The organism is Pseudomonas shiyinii, assembly GCF_056725765.1.
The window spans coordinates 1391972-1414023 of the sequence record NZ_CM161522.1 but is presented as its reverse complement, the minus strand read 5'-3'; the positions used below and the strand labels follow the sequence as shown (position 1 = coordinate 1414023).

Here is a 22052-nt window from a genome sequence, read left to right as displayed (position 1 = left end):
CCCGTTTTCGTTGGGAGAGTCTGCTACCGCACTTTCTCCATGACACGACCGACGCAATCGCGGGGCAAGCCCGCTCCTACAGGGCTGGCGCCAAGCTTGTGGGAGCGGGCTTGCCCCACGATTGGATAGAGCAGACACCACAGGATCAATGGCAATCGACGCTCCACTCCCCCTCGTGCTCGCCGGCCCCGTACTGCGCCGCCTGGAACCCCAGCGCCTGGCCATCTGGCTGGTCGCCACGCAACCGCTTCGCCCTGAATTCGTCCTCGATTGCCCAAGCATCACGAGCAACCTGCATTGCGAGGTGGTGCCGATCGGCATGCATGCGTTCGTGCACCTGCTGGACATCCGTTTCGACCAGCCGCTGCCGTGCAACCTGGCGATCGGATACGACTTGCTGCTGGGCGACGCCCAAGGCATCGCCAGCTGGGCGCCGCACCTGCTCTACCCAGGCCAGCAACGGCCGGATTTCGTGCTGCGCGAGCGCGTCGACCAGTTGCTTCACGGCTCCTGCCGCAAGCCCCATCACTCGGCTGCCGATGGCCTGCTCTGCGCCGACCGCTTGCTGGAACAGTGCCAGCAGCCCCAGGAGCGCCCCGCGCTGCTGCTGATGAGTGGCGACCAGGTGTATGCCGACGATGTTGCGGGGCCCATGTTGCGGGCCATTCACGGGCTCGTGGCGCGCCTGGGCCTGTTCCAGGAAACCCTTGAAGGCGCCCTGGTCCAGGACAGCGCCGAGCTGTATCGCCACCCGGCCTGCTACTACCACCGCGCCGACCTGCTACCCGCCCAGGAGAGCAACGAGACCTTGCGCGAACGCTTCTTCGGCGGCAAGCGCAAGCCGATCTTCTCCAGCAGCAACGCCGACAATCACCTGGTGACCTTCGCCGAAGTCATGGCCATGTACCTGCTGGTCTGGTCGCCAACACCCTGGCAGCTGGTGCGCCTGGACATGCCTGCGGGCCTCACCGACAAGCGCCAGGCCCGCTACCGCCAGGAGCTGCCGCTGATCGAAGCGTTTGCGGCGGGCCTCGACCAGGTGGCGCGGGTCATGGCCCACCTGCCGTGCCTGATGATCTTCGATGACCACGACATCACCGACGACTGGAACCTGTCGGCGCAATGGGAGGAAACCGCCTATGGCCACCCCTTCTCCCGCCGGATCATCGGCAATGCACTGCTGGGCTACCTGCTCTGCCAGGGCTGGGGCAACGACCCGGATAGCTGCCAGCCACTGGTCGAGCGCAGCAAGGCCCTGGGCGAACAGGCCCTGCAAGGGCACCTGGACCACCCGGCCCAGAATGCACTGATCGACCAGCTACTGCGCTTCCAGGGCTGGCAGTTCAACCTGCCCAGCACCCCGCCGCTGTTGGTGCTCGATACACGCACCCGCCGTTGGCGCAGTGAGAGCAGCCTGAAGAAACCTTCCGGCCTGCTGGACTGGGAAGCCCTGAGCGAACTGCAGCAGGCGCTGCTCGATCACCCCTCGGCGATCATCGTGTCCCCGGCACCGATCTTCGGCGTGAAGCTGATCGAGACGGTGCAGCGCGTATTCAGCTGGCTGGGCCACCCGCTGCTGGTGGATGCCGAGAACTGGATGGCCCACCGGGGGGCGGCCCAGGTGATCCTCAACATCTTCCGCCACTCGCGCACGCCAGGGCATTACGTGATCCTTTCGGGAGACGTGCATTACTCGTTCGTCTATGAAGTGCTGATCCGTCATCGCCAACGCAGCCCGCACCTCTGGCAGATCACCAGCAGCGGTATCAAGAACCAGTTCCCCAAGCGCCTGCTGGACGTACTCGACCGCTTGAACCGCTGGCTCTACGCGCCCCGCTCGCCGCTCAACTGGTTCACCAAGCGCCGGCAGATGGAGGTGGTGCCGCGCACGCCCAGCCGCAGCCAGGCGGGAGAGCGGCTGTGGAATGGTGCAGGGCTGGGGCAGGTGTGGTTCGATGAGCAGGGGCGGCCAGCGCGGGTGTTTCAGTTAAGCGCCGATGGGGACGAGGCGACGGAGTTTACGCGGCCAGCGTGACTGTGGCTGGTGGGTTTTGTACGGCCTTTACTGACCGCTTCGCGGGTAAACCCGCTCCCGCAGGGATAGCCTGGTCCTGGTCTCGTCCGCCTTGAAGCGTGTGGGGCTCCCGTGGGAGCGGGTTTACCCGCGCAAGCGTCGGGACAGGCGACGGATCAGGTCCGCTCCAGGGCATTCACCAGGTCATGGAACGCCTCGCGGTTGGAGTCGTTCAGGCCCATGAGGATCTTGTGTGCCTCCAGCACCTTCGAGCGCACCACATCCTCGTTCTGGTCCTGGGACGGCAGGTCGGTCAGGCACTCCGGGCACGGCACTGGGCGGTCGACGATGTTGAACACCTGGTCGAAGCCCATCGATTGCAGCAACCGGGAAATGTCCGGGTTGGTGGTGACCACGGTCGGCAACAGCCCGACCTTCTGCCGGGACAGGATGGACAGCTTGGCCAGCAGGCCAAGGGTGGTGCTGTCGATGCTCTCGGTCTCGGTCAGGTCGATGACGATGGCCGAGAAGTTCAGCGCAGTGAAGATCTTTTCGATCGTCGCATCCAGCGCCGAGCACAGGGTCAGGCGCACTTCACCGACAAACTTCAGGACGAAGGTCCCGCTCTGCTCGGCGAACTGGATTCTACCGGTACTCATTCAAGGTTCCTGCTCAACACCAATAGGGCGATATCATCCGGCATCTCCCCAAGCGTAGCCAATTCGAATCGTTGGCGCAGCCCGTCCAGGCTGCCCCCTGCGTCCTTGACGATTTCCGGCAAGGTCGCTTCCTTATCTTTGAGTGTATCCCCTGGCAAAAGGTCCAGAATGCCATCGGACATCAGGCTCAGGCTGAAGCTCGGCGGCAGCTCCAGCACCTGGTCCTGGTAGCTGGCCTCCTCGAACAGCCCCACCGGCAGGCCGCGGCCCTCCAGGTAGCGGGCCTGGCCAGGGGTATAGAGCACCGGCAGCGGCAAATGGCCGCCGACGCTGTAGGTCATCAACCCGGTGTCCTCGTCGATCACCCCGCCGACCATGGTCACATGCTTGCCCAGCTTGCAGTTGATCAGCCCACGGTTGATGTGGCTGAGCACCTGCGAAGGCTTGAACTCGCGCATCCTGTTGCTGCGCTTGAATTCGAACAACAGCCGGGTGGTCATGAACTTGAGCAGCACCGTGACGAACGCCGACGAGGCGCCATGGCCGGACACGTCCGCCAGGTAGAAGGCGATACGCCGCTCATCCACGCGGAAGTAGTCGGCAAAATCGCCCGACAGGTACAGCGACGGGATGATCTGGTGCTCGAACGACAGGTCACCGGCCACCCACGGGCTTTCCGGCAGCATGTTCATCTGCACCTGGCGACCGGCGTTCTGGTCCTCCTGCAGCAGGTGTAGGCTGGCTTCCAGCTCACGGTTGGCCGCCTCGAGCTTGTCCCGGTAGCGCTGGTTCTCGAGCACCAGGCGCGAGCGGTCGAGGGCGCGACGCACCGAATGCTCGAGCACGGCGAGGTCTTCCAGGGGCTTGATCAGGTAGTCGGCGGCGCCCAGGCGCAAGGCCTCGACCGCATCGTTCATGACACCCGCGCCGGAGACCACGATCACCGGCAATTGCGGTGCGCGCTCGCTGACCCGACGGATCAGTTCGAGGCCGCCCATCTGCGGCATGCGCAAATCGCAGATCACGAGGTCGGGCTGGTGTTCTTCGAAGACCTGGAGCCCCTGCTGGCCATTGCCGGCCTGGAGGACGCTGAAGCCACTGTCTTCCAGATAGGCGGCGAGGCTGGCACGGACCACGTCGTCGTCATCGATGATCAGCAGCGTTGCACTGGTTTTCTGCATGTGGGCGAACGGCGCCGGATTGGGTTGGTGTAGCGGCGTCGGCAAGCTGGCCGCGGTGCTACTGGAATACGGTGTGGCATCACTCTACTTGAGTTGTAGGACAAGAAAACAAGCCCGGCAACTTGCAGAGGTACCCTGTAAGGCGCAGACGGTACTCCCATCCGCCAGGCGTTTCAAGCATGCAAGGGTCGAGTTGCCTGCACCGTTATAAGGCAAATGACCGGAAGTTATAAGAAAGCGACCTGGTGCGATCCGAATGGATGGAAGCCACGCGTGAACAGCGCCGCCTGTGGCCCTTCCAGGGCTCGAAATTGGCGCCCCGCAATGGGCCGCATAGCAGCCCATCACGACGAATTTCCTGACTGAATGGCCATGAACCACTATCAGGCTGCGCTGCGACCCTACGATCAGAAGTCGTCTTCGACTTCGCCATCCTTGACGCGGAACTCACGGTTCTGCAGGTAGGCATTACGAATGAAGACGTACTTGTCGCCGCTGATCAGCTTCTCTGCCGACAACAGGTCGGCCCGGGTGTCGATCACCTCCAGGGCGAAGATCGAGTTGCGGGTCGGCACATGGTCCATGTAACGGTAAGGTCGGGTGTAAGTGTCCGGGTACTTGGCCAGGCCATCGCGCACGGTGCTTGGGCCAAGGAACGGAATGACCACGTATGGGCCACTGCCCACGCCCCAGTAGCCCAGGGTCTGGCCGAAGTCCTCGTCGTTGCGCTGCAGCCCCATCTTGGTACCGACATCGAAGAAGCCACCCAGGCCGAAGGTGGTGTTGACGATCAGGCGCGCGGTATCGACGCCGGCGGCGTGCGGCTTGAGCTGCAGCACATCGTTCACCAGGTTGGTGACATCGCCCAGGTTGCGGAAGATGTTGTGGATGCCATCTTCGAGGAATTGCGGGGTGACCGCCTGGTAGCCCTTGGCCAACGGCTTGAGGGCATAGGTGTCGAGGGTATCGTTGAACTTGAAGATCGGTCGGTTGACCGCCTCCCAGGGATCCTCCTCGGTGGCCGCCTGGGTGGCTGCCACAGGCGCCAGCAACAAGCTGGCGCAGACACAGGCCTGGGTGACTCGCTCGATCACACCGGCACCGATCCTACGCATAGATGTTTCTCCATCGAATTTCACGGCCGCAACGCCCCGCTGGGCGCTGCGTAACTAAGACGCCAGTATAAATGCTGATTGGCTGATAAACAGCCTTACACATTTTTATTCAAGATTATGTGAACAACTGTTGCAGTGTCATCCCGCGGTAACACAGCCGACCTAGCCTGCGGGCTATTTCAGGGACGTTGCCATGCTCGATGCATCCGACTTCACCGCCGTGCTCTTCGGGCTGCGCGGTTGCCTGGTCCAACCCGTGGGCGGCGCCGCCCAGCCCTTGCCGGGTGCCCTCGACACCCTGTCCAACCTGCAGCGCCAGCGCGTGCCCTGTATCTGGCTCGACGACGTAAGCCCAAGCCAGGGCAAGCGCCTGGCCGCCGCACTGCCAGACTGGCTGCCCGGGCATCTGGTCAACGGCTGCCCCTTGCCGGCACCGAATGCCTGCTGGCAGGCGCTGATGGTTCTGCAAAGCGAACGCCTGGAGGGCTGCGTGCTGGTCAGCGGCCAACCACGCCTGTTGCAAGCGGGCCTCAACGCCGGGTTGTGGACGGTCGGCCTGGCCGGCAGCAGCCCTGAGTGCGACCCCAGCTCCAGCCAGTGGCAGGCCATGACCGAGCAGGAACGGGAACTGGCGCGTGGCAAGGCGACCCTGGCATTGTTCGGCCTGGGCGTGCACTCGGTGATCGACCACCTGGAGGCCTTGGACACCTGCCTTGCCGATATCGCCCTGCGCCGGCGCAAGGGTGAAAAACCCTGATACGGCCTGGTTGACGCGGATCATGCAAAGCGCCCGCCGGTGGATTACGCTTGAAGACAGGCCAGAACCTTTGCCCCGTTGCGAAGGTCCATGCCTTGCCTAGCCATAGAGGGAGAACACCCAATGCCTGCCCGCGAACTGCAAGAGCAACTCGAGAGCCTGCGCGAGCAACTGGAACGCAACCCGCCGCTCTCGCTGGAAGAGCGCGAGCATCTGCATGCACTGATGCAGCAGATCGAAGCCCAGATCAAACTGGAGGAAGCCACCCAGGACACCAACCTGGTCGATGGTGTCAATTCGGCCGTCGAGCGCTTCGAAGCAGACCACCCCGACCTGACCGCCATCCTGCGCAATATCGCCAACAGCCTGCACAGCATGGGGATCTGACCCTTCATCCGTGGGGCCGCACAGCGGCCCCCGCTTACTGACGAACCAGCCGCTGGTTGCCTGGGCTGATCGCCCCAGTGCTGCGGTACGGGTTGATGTCCAGGCCGCCACGGCGCACATAGCGTGCATATACGGTCAAATGTTCCGGCTTGAGCAGGCGCAGCAGGTCCAGGTAGATGCGCTCGACGCACTGCTCATGGAAGTCGGCATGCTGGCGGAAGCTCACCAGGTAGCTCAGCAGGCTGGCATGATCCAGGGCCAGGCCCTTGTATTGCACCACCACGCTTCCCCAGTCCGGCTGGCCGGTCACCGGGCAGTTGGACTTGAGCAAGTGGCTGTGAACGGTTTCCTCGACCACACGCTGCGCGTCGCAGTGCAGCAGCTCTGGCTGGGGCTGTTCGTAGTTGCTGATGTTTACATCCAGGGCATCGATGCACTGGCCAGGCAGGGCTACCACGCCCTGGGCCTCGACTTCACCCAGGCTGCGAACCCGAACGCCCACCGGCTTGCCGGCAGCGGCGGACAGGTCCTTCTCCAGGCAGGCCTGCAGCTCACCGACCGAGGCAAATGTCGTCTGGTTCAGCGAATTGAGGTACAGCTTGAACGACTTGGACTCGATGATGTTCGGCGAGTCGGCCGGGATGGCGAATTCGCCAATGGCCACCACCGGCTTGCCCGAAGGCAGCAGCCAGGACAGCTCGAAACAGTTCCAGTAGTCCACGCCCTGCCAGGGCAAGGTCTGGGCCGTGACACCCAGCTCGGCCCACTTGGCCGTACGCGGGATGGGGAACAGCAGCGAAGGGGTGTAGGTGGCGATGTACTCGCTGGACTTACCCAGCGGGGAATGTTCGGCGGCGGGATGCATGGACCTGACCTGGATACGGAAGTTTCGAATGGCCCTAGTCTACCGTTTTTAGCGCCTGCCTTGGCACTGGCGTCGCCCGCTGGCCCCCACCAGGCGACCAAGCGTGGCTGGCCGCTGGCTGACAGCCGCATTACAACGCCGTCAGCTTCGCCCGGCAGGCCCTGGGTCACGTATCATCTGCCCGGTACTCACTGCCCTCACCTTCCAGCACAAGGGACACCATGAAACTGCTGATCGTCGAAGACCAGGCCAAGACCGGCCAGTACCTGTGCCAGGGCCTGAGCGAAGCGGGCTTCGCCACGGAGCTGGCCAGCGATGGGGACACCGGCCAGCACCTGGCCCTGAGCGGCGACCATGACCTGTTGATCCTCGATGTGATGCTGCCAGGACGCAATGGCTGGCAGATCCTCCAGGCCGTCCGCCAGGCCGGCCTGGATACGCCGGTACTGTTCCTCACCGCACGCGATGCCGTCGAAGATCGGGTGCACGGCCTGGAACTGGGCGCCGACGACTACCTGGTCAAGCCTTTCGCCTTCTCCGAGCTGCTGGCGCGGGTCCGCACCCTGCTGCGCCGCGGCACCAGCCCCAACCAGGACACCACACTGGGCCTGGCCGACCTGCGCCTGGACCTGATCCGCCGCCGCGCCGACCGCGACGGGCAGCGTATCGACCTGACCGCCAAGGAGTTCGCCCTGCTCGAACTGCTGCTGCGTCGCCAGGGCGAAGTGCTGCCCAAGTCGCTGATCGCCTCGCAGGTATGGGACATGAATTTCGACAGCGACACCAATGTCATCGAAGTGGCGATCCGTCGCCTGCGCCTGAAGATCGACGACGGCCATGCCAACAAGCTGATCCACACCGTGCGTGGCATGGGCTACGTGCTCGAGGAGCGCCAGGATTGATGCGTCGCTTGTCCCTTGGCGGGCGCCTGGCCCTGCTGTTCGCTGCCTGCACCGCAGCCGTTTCGCTGACCGCCGGGCTGCTGTTCAGCCGGGCCAGCGAACGGCACTTCATCGAGCTGGACCAGCAATTGCTCGGCAGCCGCCTGTCCCTGATGCGCACGCTGCTCGACGGCGTGGCCAGCCACGACGCGCTGGCACAACGGCTGCCGGCGCTGCGCAACGAGCTGAGCCACCAGGCCGACCTGGCCCTGCGCATTCGTGGCGCCGATGGCGTGGTGTGGTACGACAGCCGCACCGACCTGCCCGAGGCGCCCCGCCATCCAGGCCTGGCGACCCTACATGCCGACGGCATCGACTACCGCAGCCTGTCGACCCGCCTGGACGAGCAAAACCCAAGCGCAGGGCAACTGACCCTGTTCCTCGACATCACCCATCACCAGCATTTTTTGCAGGGCATGCAGCGCCTGATCTGGCTGACAGTCGGCCTGTCGGCCCTAGCCACCGCCCTGCTCGGTGCCTGGGCTGCGCGCCGTGGGCTACGCCCCTTGCGGCAGATGGGCGAAGTGGCCGCCAGCGTCAACGCACGCTCCCTCACCACCCGCCTGCCGGTGGCGCAGATGCCCGAGGAGCTGGCGGAGCTGGCCGACACGGTCAATGCCATGCTGCAGCGGCTGGACGATGCCTTCCAGCGCCTCTCGGCGTTTTCCGCCGACATCGCCCACGAACTGCGCACGCCCCTGTCCAACCTGCTGACCCATACCCAGGTCACCCTCACCCGCCCGCGCGGCCTCGAGGAGTACCGCGAAGCGCTGCACGGCAACCTGGAAGAGCTGCAATGGATGGCGCAACTGGTCAACGACATGCTGTACCTGGCCAAGGCCGACCATGGCCTGCTCATGCCCAACCGCGAGGCCCTGGACCTGGCCCAGGAGCTGGATGCACTGCTTGAGTACTATGCGCCCTTGGCCGAGGACGCCGAGGTGCGGCTGCTGCGTGAAGGCCAGGCGAGGCTCGAAGGCGACCGGCACATGCTGCGCCGAGCGCTGTCCAACCTGCTCGACAACGCGCTGCGCTTCACGCCAAACGGCGGGGAGATTCGTGTGATGCTGGTGCCCGGCACACAGATCACAGTCGCCAATACAGGTCCTGCGATCGCACCGGCCATGCTGCCGCGCCTGTTCGACCGCTTCTACCGCGCCGACCCCGCGCGCCGGGAAGGCAGCAGCGAGCATGCGGGGCTGGGCCTGGCGATCACCCGTTCGATCATCCAGGCGCATGGTGGAACCATTCGCGCCGAGTGCGTGGAAGGTTGGACGCGGTTTGTCATCGAGCTACCCGAATAGAGGCCTCTGCGCGCTCCATCGCCGGCAAGCCGGCTCCCACCTGACCTGCGCTGTTTTCAGAGCCTGTGGGAGCCGGCTTGCCGGCGATTGAGCCAGGGCAAAAAACTCAAGACAGTTGCTCCCACCTGGCCTGCGCTATTTTCAAAGACACCATCGTACCTGTGGGAGAGTCTATGGTGCTGGACAGCTCAAATTGCCTTCGGTTGGCTTAATACTGCTCAGCTGTGCCAATACGGCCCAGGCTGCGCTTGCTTCGTGGGAGCTGGCGGAGCCTGCGATGGGCCGCAAAGCGGCCCTGGAACGTCACTCGTAACGCAACGCCATCGCCGGCTCCACCTGGGACGCCCGATACGCCGGGTAGATCGTCGCCAGGAAGCTCATCACCAGCCCCGCCGTGCAGATGATCGCCACGTCGCCCCACTGCAGCTCCGACGGCAGGCTGCTGATGAAGTACACGTCGGAAGTGAAGATGTGCTGCCCGCTGACCCGCTCCAGCCAGCCGACGATCTGGCTGACATTGAACGCGGCGACCACGCCCAGCACACCGCCGACCAGGGTGCCGACGATACCGATCAAGGAACCCTGGACCATGAAGGTCCCCATGATCTGCGCCGGCGTGGCGCCGATGGTACGCAGGATGGCGATGTCCGAACCCTTGTCGTTCACCACCATCACCAGAGTGGCGATGATGTTGAAGGCCGCCACGGCGATGATCATCATCAACAGCAGGCCGATCATGGTCTTTTCCATCTTCATGGCACTGAACAGGCTGCCCTGGGTGTGGGACCAGTCATCGGCGCGGTAGGCATCGCCCAGGCCTGCGGCGATCGCCTTGGACACCTGCGGCGCGGCATACAGGTCGTGCAGCTTCAGGCGCACGCCCTGCACACTGCCCGGTGCCCAGCGCTGCATCTCACCGGCATCGGCCACGTGTATGTAAGCCTGCGAGCCATCCAGCTCGGCCCCCACCTTGAAGATCCCGACCACGGTCAGGCGCTGCATGCGCGGCGTGATGCCACCCGGCGCCTTGCTGATCTCAGGAACGATCAGGGTCAGCTTGTCACCGGTATTGAGGCGGAAACGCCGGGCCGTCAGCTCGCCGATCACCACGCCATACTCGCCCGGCACCAGGTCCTGCAACCGCCCCTGGACGATATGCTGGCCGACGATGGAGACCTTGCCTTCCTCGGCCGGGTCGATACCGCTGACCTGGATCGGCTGCATGGCGCCCTTATAGGACAGCATGCCTTCCATTTCGGTCAGCGGCGCGGCGGCCATCACGGCCGGGTTCTTCAGCGCGCTATCGGCGACCTTGCGCCAGTCGTCCAGCGGCTGCACGCCAAGGATGCTGGCATGGGGCACCAGGCCGAGGATGCGCGAGCTCATTTCGCGCTGGAAGCCGTTCATCACCGAGAGCACCACGATCATCGCCAGCACGCCCAGGGACAGGCCGATCATCGAGGTCATGGAGATGAACGAGATGAAATGGTTGCGGCGCTTGGCACGGGTGTAGCGGGCACCGATGAACAAGGGCAAGGGTCTGAACATGTACGAGAACACCCAATGAAAAAGAGTTACGCAGCGGCTCCTGCCGCCGCGTGCGAGCGGCTCAGATCGGCACCAGGTGGCCGTCTTCCAGGCGCAGGACCCGGTCCATCTGGCGTGCCAGGTTGAGGTCGTGGGTCACCACCAGGAAGGCTGTCTGGGACGAGCTGGACAACTCCTGCATCAACTCCTGGATACCCTGGGCGGTATGGTGGTCGAGGTTGCCGGTGGGCTCGTCGAGCATCACCAGACCCGGGCGATTGACCAGGGCACGGGCGATCGCCACGCGCTGGCGCTCACCGCCGGACAGCTCGGCCGGCTTGTGGTTAAGGCGATGGCCCAGGCCCACCCGCTTGAGCAGCGCCTCGGCACGCTCGCGGGCCTCGGGGATCGGCGTACGGCCGATCAGCAGCGGCATGCAGGCGTTCTCCAGGGCAGTGAACTCCGGCAGCAGGTGATGGAACTGGTACACGAAACCCAAGGCGCGGTTGCGCAGCAAGCCACGGGCGCGCTCGCCGAGGGCCGACAGCTCCTCGCCGGCCAGCCAGACACTGCCCTGGGTCGGCGTGTCGAGGCCGCCCAACAGGTTGAGCAAGGTGCTCTTGCCGGAGCCGGAGCTGCCGACGATGGCCACCCGCTCACCGGCGTGCAGCTCCAGGTTCAAGCCCGACAGCACCTGCACCGACTCCGGGCCTTCCTCGTAGGACTTGCCCAGGTTGCGGCAACTCAGTACGGCTTTATCACTCATGCGCGACTCACTCATAACGTAGCGCCTCTGCAGGCTGGGTGCGGGCCGCACGCCAGGCCGGGTACAGGGTGGCGAAGAAACTCAGGACCAGCGCCGCACCACAGACCATGTACACGTCCTGGGCCTGGATCTGCGACGGCAGGTAATCGATGAAATACACATCGGCATTCAGGAACTTGTGCCCGATCAGCGTCTCGATGCCGGCGATCACCGCACTGACATTGAGCGCCGCGAAGATCCCGACCACGGCGCCGATCAGGGTACCGACCACGCCGATCACCGTGCCCTGGACCATGAAGATGGCCATGATCTGCGCCGGGGTGGCGCCCAGGGTACGCAGGATGGCGATATCGCCCCGCTTGTCGTTGACCACCATCACCAGGGTGGAAATGATGTTGAACGCCGCCACCGCCACGATCAGCAGCAACAGCAGGCCGATCATGGCCTTCTCCATGCGGATCGCCTGGTACAGGTTGCCGTGGGTGCGAGTCCAGTCACGGGCATAGAATTCCTGCTCGCCCAGGTTCTGGGCGATATTCCAGGCCACCCGCGGGGCCTGGAACAGGTCATCGAACTTCAGCCGCAGGCCCTGGACCTGGTCGGCCTTCCAGCGGTGCAAGCGCGACAGGTCGTTGATGTTGGTCAGGCCCAGGTAGCCATCGATCTCACCGGCGCCGACATGGAAGGTGCCGACCACGGTGAAGCGCTTCATGCGCGGGAACATGCCGGCCGGGGTCACGCTGACCTCCGGGGCGACGAAGGTCAGCTTGTCGCCGATGCCCACGCCCAGCTTGGCCGCGGCCTTGTCGCCGATCATGATGCCCCACTCGCCCGGCGCCAGTTTGTCGAGACTGCCGTCGCGAATGAAGTTGTCGATGATCGACACCTCGCGCTCGCGCGCAGGGTCGATGCCGTTGAGCAGTACCTTCTGCACCTTGCCGTCATGGGTCAGCAACCCCTGCATCTGGGTGAAGGGCGCCACCGCAAGCACTTGAGGATTCTGCTTTACTTGTTGGGCGAGGGCCGGCCAGTCGTCCAGCGGCTGGCCGCTTTCCAGCGTGGCGTGAGGGATCATGCCCAGCACGCGGGTACGCATCTCGTGGTCGAAACCGTTCATGACCGACAGCACCACGATCATCACCACCACGCCAAGGGCGAGGCCGATCATCGAAGTCAGCGAAATGAACGAGACGAAGTGGTTGCGACGCTTGGCACGGGTATAACGCGTACCGATGAATACGAAAAGAGGTCTGAACATGTCGGGGCTTGTTCGGATGAAAGGGAACGTCCTTGTGGCAGGGCGCCTGCAGCGGCTTTACACTCGGACCACCGCCGTAACCATGGGTTCGCCATGACGACACTAGACGAAGAAGATCGCCGCGAATACTACCGCATCGAAGACAGTATCGCACTTGAAATCAGCCCCCTGGGCGCGGCCGAAGCCCTGGAAACAGACCTGTTGCAAGATGCTTCACCGCTGTTCAACCTGCTCAGCGAACTGCACCTTGCCGACTTCGAATCCCAGCACCTGATGCGCCAGCTCAGCGAAAAGGACCGCACCCTGGCGGCATTCCTGCGGGTACAGAACAAACGCCTCGACCTGCTCAGCGCAGTGATGGCCCAGGCCCTGCTGGGCGAAATTGGGCAACCGCAGCCGGTCATCCTCTCCGAAGGCGGCATCGAGTTCGCCCAGGCGACCCCACTCGCCACCGGCACCCGCGTGGCCGTTAAGATGGTGCTGATGCCCCGCGCCCTGGGCCTGCTGCTGCGTGCCCGGGTCACCCACTGCGACCGGCGCCCGGACGGCCAATACGAGGTCGGCACCGTATTCATCGACATGACCGACGCCCAGCGCCAGTTGCTGGCCCGCTACATCCTGCAGCGCCAGCAACAACAGCGGCGCCAGGCGCTGGAACAGAACGACCCCGCCTCCTGAGCCTATTCACTCTGATTTGAAGGAACGAACGTGACCCTGATCTATGGCCACCGCGGCGCCAAGGGCGAAGCACCCGAAAACACCTTGACCAGTTTTCGCCAATGCCTGTCCCACGGCGTCAATCGCTGCGAGCTGGACCTGCACCTGTCGGCCGACAACGAGCTGATGGTGATCCACGACCCCAGCCTCAAGCGCACCACCGGCCGGCGCGGCAAGGTGGTCGAGCACACCGCCGCCGAGCTGGTCACCTACGATGCGCGCAAAGGCGGCCCGGGCTGGGTGCAGCCCTGCCCTGTCCCGCGGCTGGAGGAACTGTTCGAGAAATGTGCCTTCGAGCACTGGCAACTGGAGGTCAAGAGTGCCTCGCGCACCCGCGCCGCCAGTACCGTATTGGCCATTCGCGAGCTGGCTCAGCAATACGGCCTGCTCGACAAGGTGACCATCACCTCGAGCTCCCGCGAAGTGCTCGGCGCCGCACTGGAGCTGGTGCCGGACGTGTCCCGCGGGCTGGTGGCCGAATACGCCTGGCTCGACCCGCTGAAGGTCGCCCAGAACTACAGCTGTGACATGCTGGCCTTGAACTGGACACTGTGCACCCCCGAGCGCCTGCTCAAGGCCCAGCGCCAGGGGTTGCACGTATCGGTGTGGACGGTCAACGAACCGGCGCTGATGCGCCGGCTCGCCGACTTTGGCGTAGACAGCCTGATTACAGACTTTCCCGGTTTGGCCATGACCACCCTTGGGAAGGGCTGAACCCGGACTCCCCGACCGGCTCAGGCCACCGGCCGGAGCCGCTCAAAAAAGCCGGTTCAGGCCGTCGTAGGCCGCTACCCGATAGGCTTCGGCCATGGTCGGGTAGTTGAAGGTGGTGTTGACGAAGTACTTCAGATTGTTCTGCTCACCCGGCTGGTTCATGATCGCCTGGCCGATGTGAACGATCTCCGAGGCCTGGTAGCCGAAGCAGTGCACGCCGAGGATCTCCAGGGTCTCACGATGGAACAGGATCTTCAGCATGCCCTGGGGCTCGCCGGCGATCTGCGCGCGGGCCATGCTCTTGAAGAAAGCCTTGCCCACTTCGTACGGCACCTTGGCCTGGGTCAGCTCCTGCTCGTTCTTGCCGATCGAGCTGATCTCCGGAATGGTATAGATACCGGTCGGCACATCATCGACGAAACGCCAGCTGCCGTTGTCGACGATGCTGCCAGCGGCCGAACGGCCCTGGTCGTGGGCGGCGCTGGCCAGGCTCGGCCATCCGATCACGTCACCGGCACCATAGATGTTCGGTACGCTGGTACGGTAGGCCTGGTCGACCTCGATCTGGCCACGGCTGTTGACCTTGATGCCGATGTTCTCCAGGCCCAGCTTGTCGGTGTTGCCGGTACGGCCGTTGCACCACAGCAAGGCGTCGGCCTTGATCTTCTTGCCCGACTTCAGGTGCAGGATCACCCCGTTGTCCAGACCTTCGACCCGGTCGTACTCCTCGTTGTGGCGTACGGTGATGTTGTTGTTGCTGAAGTGGTAGCTCAGCGCCTGGGAGATTTCCGAATCCAGGAAGCTCAGCAGCTGGCCACGGTTGTCCACCAATTCCACCAGCACGCCCAGGCCGCTGAAGATCGATGCGTATTCGCAGCCGATCACCCCGGCACCGTAGACGATCAGCTTGCGCGGGGTGTGGCTCAGGCTGAGGATGGTGTCGCTGTCGTAGACGCGGGGGTGGTGGAAGTCGATATCGGCCGGGCGGTACGGGCGCGAACCGGTGGCGATGATGATGTGCTTGGCCACCAGGGTCTCGACCACGCCATTGGAGCAGACCACTTCGATGGTCTGCTCGTCAGCGAAGCTGCCGGTGCCGACGAACACATCGACGCGGTTGCGCGCATAGTAGCCGGTACGCGAGGCCACCTGCTTGGAGATCACCTTCTCGGCGCTCTTGAGCACATCGGGGAAGGAGAACCAGCGCGGCTCGCCGATGGCGCGGAACATCGGGTTGGTGTTGAACTGCATGATCTGCCGCACCGAGTGACGCAGTGCCTTGGACGGAATGGTGCCCAGGTGGGTGCAGTTGCCGCCGACCTGGCGACGGCTGTCGACCATCGCCACCTTGCGTCCTGCTTTGGCGGCATTCATTGCCGCACCTTCTCCGGCCGGGCCGGAACCCAGCACCACTACGTCGTAGTTGTAGACAGCCATGCGTACTCCTTCAGAACTGGCCCGCCGGCCGGGTGGCCGCGGGGCGCGATCATGTCGCCGGGGCGCCATGAGAAAATTCGGGTGCAGTCTAATCAAGCGTGAACGCCGCGCACATTAACCCTTGGTCGCGTCGTAGGCCAATTTTGACCGCACTACATGTCATTCACCGGCTCCCTGGCGACGATCATCCGTGCTTGCGCTTTCACCTGCCTTTCAACGCCTGCTCGAACGCAGGCGTAGCACGGGAGACGAAGCCACCCTCGGCCCGGGTCACCAGCACCGCGGCAATACCGTGGGCCATGGCGAAATCCCAGCCCTGCTCAGCGCCGAGGATCAACAGCAGCGTCGAATAGCCGTCGGCCTGCAGCGCCGAGGCATCGAGCACGGTGACCGCCGCCAGGTCGTGTTCGACCGGACGCCCCAGGCGGGCATCGAAGGTGTGCGAATAGCGCCGGCCATTGTCCTCGAAATAGTGGCGATAGTCACCCGAGGTCGACACGGCCAGGCCATCCACGGCGATCACCTGGCGGGCGACCTGGCGGTCTTCGCGGGGCAATTCCAGGGCGACCCGCCACGGGCTGCCGTCGGGCTTGTTGCCCACGGCCTTGAGCTCGCCGGTGGCCTCGACGAGAAAATGGCTGACGCCCATCGCCTGCAGGCGTTCGGCGATCAGGTCCACGGCGTGCCCTGCGGCGATGCTGTTGAAGTCCAGTTCCACCGGGGCGTCCTTGCACAGGGCATCACCCTCGATACGCAGGTGCCGGTAGCCGACGCGCTGGCGTGCCTGGGCCAGCTGCAGCGGGTCGGGCACCTGCGCCTGCCGGGCTTGGGGGCCGAAACCCCACAGGTCGAGCAACGGCTCGACGGTAAGATCGAAGGCCCCCTCGCTCTGTTCGGCCAGGTGCTGGCCGAAGCCGACCAACGCCAGCATGTCCGCCGGCAGCGCCAGGCAGCGGTTGGCTGGCAGCTGGTTGAACCGGCTGACGGTGGAGTCGCCACGGTAGGTCGAATAGTGCTCGTCGATGTCACCGAGGATCGCATCGACAGCTTCCCGCACCTCCATTGACGACGGGCCGCCAGGGTCGCGGACATACTGGATGCTGTAGCTGCTACCCATGGTCGGGCCGCCCAGGCGTTCCAGAGTCGGGACTGGGTCGCAGGCACCAAGGGACATCAGGATGAACAGTAATAGAAGTACGCGCAAACTCGATCTCTCGATTGTCCAGCCGCCTGCACGCGCCTACAGGTACCGTGCAGATCGGCGCTTCGTGGCCAAAAAAAACGGGAACCCGAAGGTTCCCGTTTCTTCAACGCATTACAAGCGGATCAGCGTGGAAACGCTGGCGGGTTCACACCAGCCATGTCTTCCATCACACGAACGACCTGGCAGCTGTAACCGAATTCGTTGTCGTACCAGACGTACAGGACAACGCGGTTGTCGTTGCAGATGGTCGCCTCGGCGTCGACCACACCGGCGTGGCGGGAACCGACGAAGTCGGTCGATACCACTTCCTGGGAGCTGACGTAGTCGATCTGCTTGTGCAGGTCCGAGTGCATGGCGGTCTGGCGCAGGTACTCGTTGATTTCGTCGCGCGTCGTGGCCTTTTCCAGGTTCAGGTTCAGGATGGCCATCGAGACGTTCGGCGTCGGCACGCGAATGGCGTTGCCGGTCAGCTTGCCCTTGAGCACCGGCAGCGCCTTGGCCGCAGCGGTGGCGGCACCGGTCTCGGTGATGACCATGTTCAGCGGCGCGGCGCGGCCACGGCGGCTGCCCTTGTGGAAGTTGTCGATCAGGTTCTGGTCGTTGGTGAACGAGTGAACGGTCTCGACGTGGCCGTTGACGATGCCGTACTGGTCATTCACGGCCTTGAGCACCGGCACGATGGCGTTGGTGGTGCAGGAGGCGGCGGAGATGATCTTGTCATCAGCGGTGATGTCGCCGTGGTTGATGCCGTGCACGATGTTCTTCAGCGCGCCCTTGCCAGGTGCGGTGAGGATCACGCGGGAAGCGCCAGGGCAGGCCAGGTGCTGGCCCAGGCCATCGGCATCACGCCATACACCGGTGTTGTCGACGATCAGGGCATCCTGGATGCCGTACTGGGTGTAGTCGACTTCGCTCGGGTTCTTGGCGTAGATGACCTGGATCAGGTTGCCGTTGGCGGTGATGGTGTTGTTCTGCTCGTCGATGACGATGGTGCCATCGAACGGGCCGTGTACCGAGTCACGACGCAGCAGGCTGGCGCGCTTGGTCAGGTCGTTCTCGGCGCCCTTGCGCACGACGATGGCGCGCAGGCGCAGGCCGTCGCCACCACCGGTCTTCTCGATCAGGATACGCGCCAGCAGGCGGCCGATGCGGCCGAAGCCGTACAGGACGACGTCAGTGCCCTTGCGTGGGGAAACGTTCTGCTGGCCGACGACATCGGCCAGCTCTTCGCGCACGAACTGCTCGACGGTGCGGCCGTTGCCTTGCAGCTTGAACTTGTTGGCCAGCTTGCCCAGGTCGACCGAGGCGGCACCCAGCTTCAGCTCGCTCATGGCCTTGAGCAGGGGGAATGTCTCGTGGACGGACAGTTCGGTTTCGTCGGTTTGACGGTGACGGGCAAAGCGGTGGGCTTTGAGGATCGAGATAACCGAACGATTGATCAGGCTGCGGCCATAGATCGAGCTCACCACGTTGTTGTTGCGGTAGAGCTGACCGATAAGCGGGATCATCGCTTCAGCCAGGGCTTCACGATCGATCCACTCACCAAGACACTGGTCGGGCTTCTGAGTCACGGGAACCTTCCACATGTAGGGGGAGAAAAAAGGGGCTACATTATGACGCCCCTCGACGTATCGGGCAATGAGCGCCTGTCGCCACCGCCAGAGCCCGTCGCCACGCCCTTCCGAGCCTGACAGCGCGCACCGGCACCGGTACAATTGTCGTCTTTGCCGCAACGCTTGGAGTCCAATCTCCCGTGTCAGTTCTGCGCCTACCGCAATTATCGGCCACGGCCGGCAAACAAACCTGGGGCAACCTGCCCGGGGCCGCCCTGAGCCTTGCCATCGCCGAAGCCGCCAGCAGCGCTGGCCGCTTCACCCTGCTGTTGACCGCCGACAGCCAGGCTGCCGACCGTCTGGAACAGGAGCTGCGCTTCTTCGCGCCCGACCTGCCGGTGCTGCCGTTTCCCGACTGGGAGACCCTGCCCTACGACCTGTTCTCGCCACACCAGGACATCATCTCCCAGCGCATCGCCAGCCTCTACCGGCTGCCGGAACTGGACCACGGCATCCTCGTGGTGCCGATCACCACCGCCCTGCACCGCCTGGCCCCGACCCGCTTCCTGCTGGGCAGCAGCCTGGTGCTGGACGTCGGCCAGACGATCGACGTGGAACAGATGCGTACGCGCCTGGAAGCCAGCGGCTACCGCTGCGTCGACACGGTCTACGAGCATGGCGAGTTCGCCGTGCGCGGTGCATTGATCGACCTGTTCCCCATGGGCAGCAAGCTGCCCTACCGGATCGACCTGTTCGACGACGAGATCGAGACCCTGCGCACCTTCGACCCCGAGACCCAGCGCTCGATCGACAAGGTCGACTCGGTACGCCTGCTGCCGGCCCGCGAATTCCCGATGCAGAAGGAAGAAGTGACCCGCTTCAAGGCGCGCTTTCGCGAACGCTTCGATGTCGATTTCCGCCGCAGCGCCATCTTCCAGGACCTGACCAGCGGCATCATCCCCGCCGGCATCGAGTACTACCTGCCGTTGTTCTTCGAGGAAACCTCGACCCTGTTCGACTACCTGCCGGCCGACACCCAGGTGTTCTCCCTGCCCGGCGTCGAACAGGCCGCCGAGCACTTCTGGAACGATGTGCGCGGGCGCTACGAAGAACGCCGCGGCGACCTGACCCGCCCACTGTTGCCCCCGGCCGAGCTGTTCCTGCCGGTCGAGGACTGCTTCGCCCAGCTCAAGCAGTGGCCACGCGTGGTGGTCAGCAGTGACGAGGTCGAGCCTGGTGCCGGTCGCCAGCGCTTCCCGGCCCGGCCGCTGCCGAACCTGGCCATCGAAGCCAAGGCCAACCAGCCCCTGGGCGAACTGTCGAAGTTCCTCGACGAGTTCTCCGGCCGCGTGCTGTTCACCGCCGAATCGGCGGGCCGTCGCGAAGTGCTGCTGGAGCTGCTCGAGCGCTTGAAGCTGCGCCCGCAAACGGTCGAAAGCTGGGCTGACTTCGTCACCGGCAAGGCGCGCCTGGCAATCACCATCGCCCCACTGGACGACGGCCTGCTGCTGGACGAGCCGGCCATCGCCCTGGTCGCCGAAAGCCCGCTGTTCGGCCAGCGCGTGATGCAGCGTCGGCGCCGCGAGAAACGCGGCGACGCGGCTAACGATGCGGTCATCAAGAACCTCACCGAGCTGCGCGAAGGTGCGCCGGTGGTGCACATCGACCATGGCGTGGGCCGCTACCTGGGCCTGGCCACGCTGGAAATCGACGGCCAGGCCGCCGAGTTCCTCACCCTGGAGTACGCCGAAGGCGCCAAGCTCTACGTGCCAGTCGCCAACCTGCACCTGATCGCCCGCTACACCGGCAGCGACGATGCCTTGGCCCCGCTGCACCGCCTGGGTTCCGAAGCCTGGCAGAAGGCCAAGCGCAAGGCCGCCGAGCAGGTCCGCGACGTGGCTGCCGAACTGCTCGACATCTACGCCCGCCGCGCCGCGCGCAAGGGCCATGCATTCGCCGACCCGGCCGCCGACTACGCCACCTTCAGCGCCGGCTTCCCATTCGAGGAAACGCCGGACCAGCAATCGGCCATCGAGGCGGTGCGCGCCGATATGCTCGCCGGCAAGCCGATGGACCGCCTGGTGTGCGGCGACGTCGGCTTCGGCAAGACCGAGGTGGCCATGCGCGCTGCCTTCATCGCCGTGCACAGCGGCCGTCAGGTGGCCGTGCTGGTGCCCACCACCCTGCTCGCCCAGCAGCACTACAACAGCTTCCGCGACCGCTTCGCCGACTGGCCGGTGACGGTCGAGGTCATGAGCCGCTTCAAGTCGGCCAAGGAAGTCAGCGCTGCCGCCGCGGACCTGGCCGAAGGCAAGATCGACATCCTCATCGGCACCCACAAGCTGCTGCAGGACGACGTGCGCTTCAAGGACCTGGGCCTGGTCATCATCGATGAGGAACACCGTTTCGGCGTGCGCCAGAAAGAACAGCTCAAGGCCCTGCGCAGCGAAGTGGACATCCTCACCCTGACCGCAACGCCCATCCCGCGCACGCTCAACATGGCGGTGTCGGGGATGCGCGACCTGTCGATCATCGCCACTCCACCGGCGCGACGCCTGTCGGTGCGCACCTTCGTCATGGAGCAGAACAAGAGCACGGTCAAGGAAGCACTGTTGCGCGAGCTGCTGCGCGGCGGCCAGGTGTATTACCTGCACAACGACGTCAAGAGCATCGAGAAATGCGCGGCCGAACTGGCCGAGCTGGTGCCCGAGGCGCGTATCGGCATCGGCCACGGGCAGATGCGCGAACGCGAGCTGGAACAGGTGATGAGCGACTTCTACCACAAGCGCTTCAACGTGCTGGTGGCCTCGACCATCATCGAGACCGGTATCGACGTGCCCAGCGCCAACACCATCGTCATCGAGCGTGCCGACAAGTTCGGCCTGGCCCAGCTACACCAACTGCGCGGCCGTGTCGGGCGCAGCCACCACCAAGCCTATGCCTACCTGCTCACGCCACCGCGCCAGCAGATCAGCGCCGATGCCGAAAAGCGCCTGGAGGCCATCGCCAACACCCAGGACCTGGGCGCAGGCTTCGTCCTGGCCACCAACGACCTGGAGATCCGTGGTGCCGGCGAACTGCTCGGCGAAGGCCAGAGCGGGCAGATCCAGGCCGTAGGCTTCACCCTCTACATGGAGATGCTCGAACGCGCGGTCAAGGCCATCCGCAAGGGCACCCAGCCGAACCTCGAACAACCGCTGGGCGGCGGCCCGGAGATCAACCTGCGCCTGCCGGCCCTGATCCCGGAGGACTACCTGCCGGACGTCCATGCCCGCCTGATCCTCTACAAGCGCATCGCCTCGGCCGCCGACGAAGACGGCCTCAAGGACCTGCAAGTGGAGATGATCGACCGCTTCGGCCTGCTGCCCGAGCCGACCAAGAACCTGGTCCGCCTGACCTTGCTCAAGCTGCAGGCGGAAAAGCTCGGCATCAAGAAAGTCGACGCCGGCCCCAACGGCGGCAAGATCGAATTCGAAGCCGAGACGCCCGTCGACCCGCTGACCCTGATCAAGCTCATCCAGGGCCAGCCCAAGCGCTACAAGTTCGAAGGCGCCACGCAGTTCCGCTTCCTCGTGCCGATGGAGCGCCCGGACGAACGTTTCACCACCCTGGAGGCGCTGTTCGAGCGCCTGACCCCACAGCCTGCCTAAGGA

18 protein-coding genes are annotated in these 22052 nt (G+C 64.5%); 8 read left to right on the top strand and 10 right to left on the bottom strand.

The window, feature by feature from the left end:
* Positions 1-148: 148 nt before the first annotated feature.
* Entirely contained in the window at positions 149-2035 is a 1887-nt protein-coding gene (locus tag ACXHGZ_RS06620) for an alkaline phosphatase D family protein (RefSeq protein ID WP_480462963.1), read from the top strand.
* A gap of 155 nt (positions 2036-2190) precedes the next feature.
* Here ACXHGZ_RS06620 and rssC read toward each other — a convergent pair whose 3' ends face one another.
* From rssC to ACXHGZ_RS06605, 3 genes are all read right to left on the bottom strand, one after another.
* Positions 2191-2673, bottom strand: a complete 483-nt coding sequence (rssC, locus tag ACXHGZ_RS06615) for an anti-sigma factor antagonist RssC (RefSeq protein WP_016394629.1) — start codon at positions 2671-2673, stop codon at positions 2191-2193.
* The gene (rssB, locus tag ACXHGZ_RS06610) at positions 2670-3854 is read right to left on the bottom strand and encodes a two-component system response regulator RssB (RefSeq protein ID WP_084858166.1); all 1185 of its coding nucleotides are present in this window, start codon (positions 3852-3854) and stop codon (positions 2670-2672) included. The genes rssC and rssB overlap by 4 nt, the downstream gene beginning before the upstream one ends.
* 407 nt (positions 3855-4261) lie before the next feature.
* Entirely contained in the window at positions 4262-4969 is a 708-nt protein-coding gene (locus tag ACXHGZ_RS06605; RefSeq protein WP_480462962.1) for an MlaA family lipoprotein, read from the bottom strand.
* 193 nt (positions 4970-5162) lie between these two features.
* On the opposite strand from ACXHGZ_RS06605, the gene pcrP reads away from it, so the two are divergent.
* Together pcrP and ACXHGZ_RS06595 are read left to right on the top strand one after the other, a co-directional pair.
* Positions 5163-5726, top strand: a complete 564-nt coding sequence (gene pcrP, locus ACXHGZ_RS06600; RefSeq protein WP_480462961.1) for an HAD superfamily inactivated hydrolase PcrP — start codon at positions 5163-5165, stop codon at positions 5724-5726.
* A 123-nt stretch (positions 5727-5849) separates the two neighbouring features.
* Entirely contained in the window at positions 5850-6113 is a 264-nt protein-coding gene (locus ACXHGZ_RS06595; protein WP_084858169.1) for a DUF4404 family protein, read from the top strand.
* A gap of 34 nt (positions 6114-6147) precedes the next feature.
* On the opposite strand, the gene queF is transcribed toward ACXHGZ_RS06595, so the two are convergent.
* Entirely contained in the window at positions 6148-6978 is an 831-nt protein-coding gene (queF, locus tag ACXHGZ_RS06590; protein WP_480462960.1) for an NADPH-dependent 7-cyano-7-deazaguanine reductase QueF, read from the bottom strand.
* Positions 6979-7199: 221 nt separating this feature from the next.
* Here queF and ACXHGZ_RS06585 point away from each other — a divergent pair, with 221 nt between their 5' ends.
* Positions 7200-7880 carry a heavy metal response regulator transcription factor gene (locus tag ACXHGZ_RS06585; protein WP_084858171.1) on the top strand — a complete coding sequence of 227 codons (681 nt, stop codon included), beginning with the start codon at positions 7200-7202 and terminating at the stop codon, positions 7878-7880.
* Complete coding sequence (locus ACXHGZ_RS06580; protein WP_480462959.1) at positions 7877-9223, top strand: heavy metal sensor histidine kinase; 1347 nt, start codon at positions 7877-7879, stop codon at positions 9221-9223. The genes ACXHGZ_RS06585 and ACXHGZ_RS06580 overlap by 4 nt, the downstream gene beginning before the upstream one ends.
* A 303-nt stretch (positions 9224-9526) precedes the next feature.
* Here ACXHGZ_RS06580 and ACXHGZ_RS06575 read toward each other — a convergent pair whose 3' ends face one another.
* From ACXHGZ_RS06575 to ACXHGZ_RS06565, 3 genes are all read right to left on the bottom strand, one after another.
* Positions 9527-10771 carry a lipoprotein-releasing ABC transporter permease subunit gene (locus tag ACXHGZ_RS06575; RefSeq protein WP_224458516.1) on the bottom strand — a complete coding sequence of 415 codons (1245 nt, stop codon included), beginning with the start codon at positions 10769-10771 and terminating at the stop codon, positions 9527-9529.
* Between the two features lie 61 nt (positions 10772-10832).
* Entirely contained in the window at positions 10833-11516 is a 684-nt protein-coding gene (gene lolD, locus ACXHGZ_RS06570) for a lipoprotein-releasing ABC transporter ATP-binding protein LolD (RefSeq protein WP_172403038.1), read from the bottom strand.
* Between the two features lie 7 nt (positions 11517-11523).
* Entirely contained in the window at positions 11524-12774 is a 1251-nt protein-coding gene (locus tag ACXHGZ_RS06565; RefSeq protein ID WP_224458514.1) for a lipoprotein-releasing ABC transporter permease subunit, read from the bottom strand.
* 93 nt (positions 12775-12867) lie between these two features.
* Between ACXHGZ_RS06565 and ACXHGZ_RS06560 the strand changes: the two genes are divergently transcribed.
* The gene (locus tag ACXHGZ_RS06560) at positions 12868-13452 is read left to right on the top strand and encodes a PilZ domain-containing protein (RefSeq protein WP_480462957.1); all 585 of its coding nucleotides are present in this window, start codon (positions 12868-12870) and stop codon (positions 13450-13452) included.
* 30 nt (positions 13453-13482) lie between these two features.
* Positions 13483-14205, top strand: coding sequence for a glycerophosphodiester phosphodiesterase (locus ACXHGZ_RS06555; protein ID WP_084858176.1), 723 nt, complete (start codon positions 13483-13485; stop codon positions 14203-14205).
* A 42-nt stretch (positions 14206-14247) separates the two neighbouring features.
* On the opposite strand, the gene sthA is transcribed toward ACXHGZ_RS06555, so the two are convergent.
* The 3 genes from sthA to ACXHGZ_RS06540 form a co-directional block, all read right to left on the bottom strand.
* Complete coding sequence (gene sthA / locus ACXHGZ_RS06550; RefSeq protein WP_084858177.1) at positions 14248-15642, bottom strand: Si-specific NAD(P)(+) transhydrogenase; 1395 nt, start codon at positions 15640-15642, stop codon at positions 14248-14250.
* Between the two features lie 202 nt (positions 15643-15844).
* Positions 15845-16816 carry an FAD:protein FMN transferase gene (locus ACXHGZ_RS06545; protein ID WP_480462956.1) on the bottom strand — a complete coding sequence of 324 codons (972 nt, stop codon included), beginning with the start codon at positions 16814-16816 and terminating at the stop codon, positions 15845-15847.
* 152 nt (positions 16817-16968) lie between these two features.
* Entirely contained in the window at positions 16969-18432 is a 1464-nt protein-coding gene (locus tag ACXHGZ_RS06540) for a glyceraldehyde-3-phosphate dehydrogenase (protein ID WP_480462954.1), read from the bottom strand.
* A 167-nt stretch (positions 18433-18599) separates the two neighbouring features.
* Here ACXHGZ_RS06540 and mfd point away from each other — a divergent pair, with 167 nt between their 5' ends.
* On the top strand, positions 18600-22049 hold the full coding sequence (gene mfd, locus ACXHGZ_RS06535; RefSeq protein ID WP_084858180.1) for a transcription-repair coupling factor: 3450 nt from the start codon (positions 18600-18602) through the stop codon (positions 22047-22049).
* Positions 22050-22052: the final 3 nt, after the last annotated feature.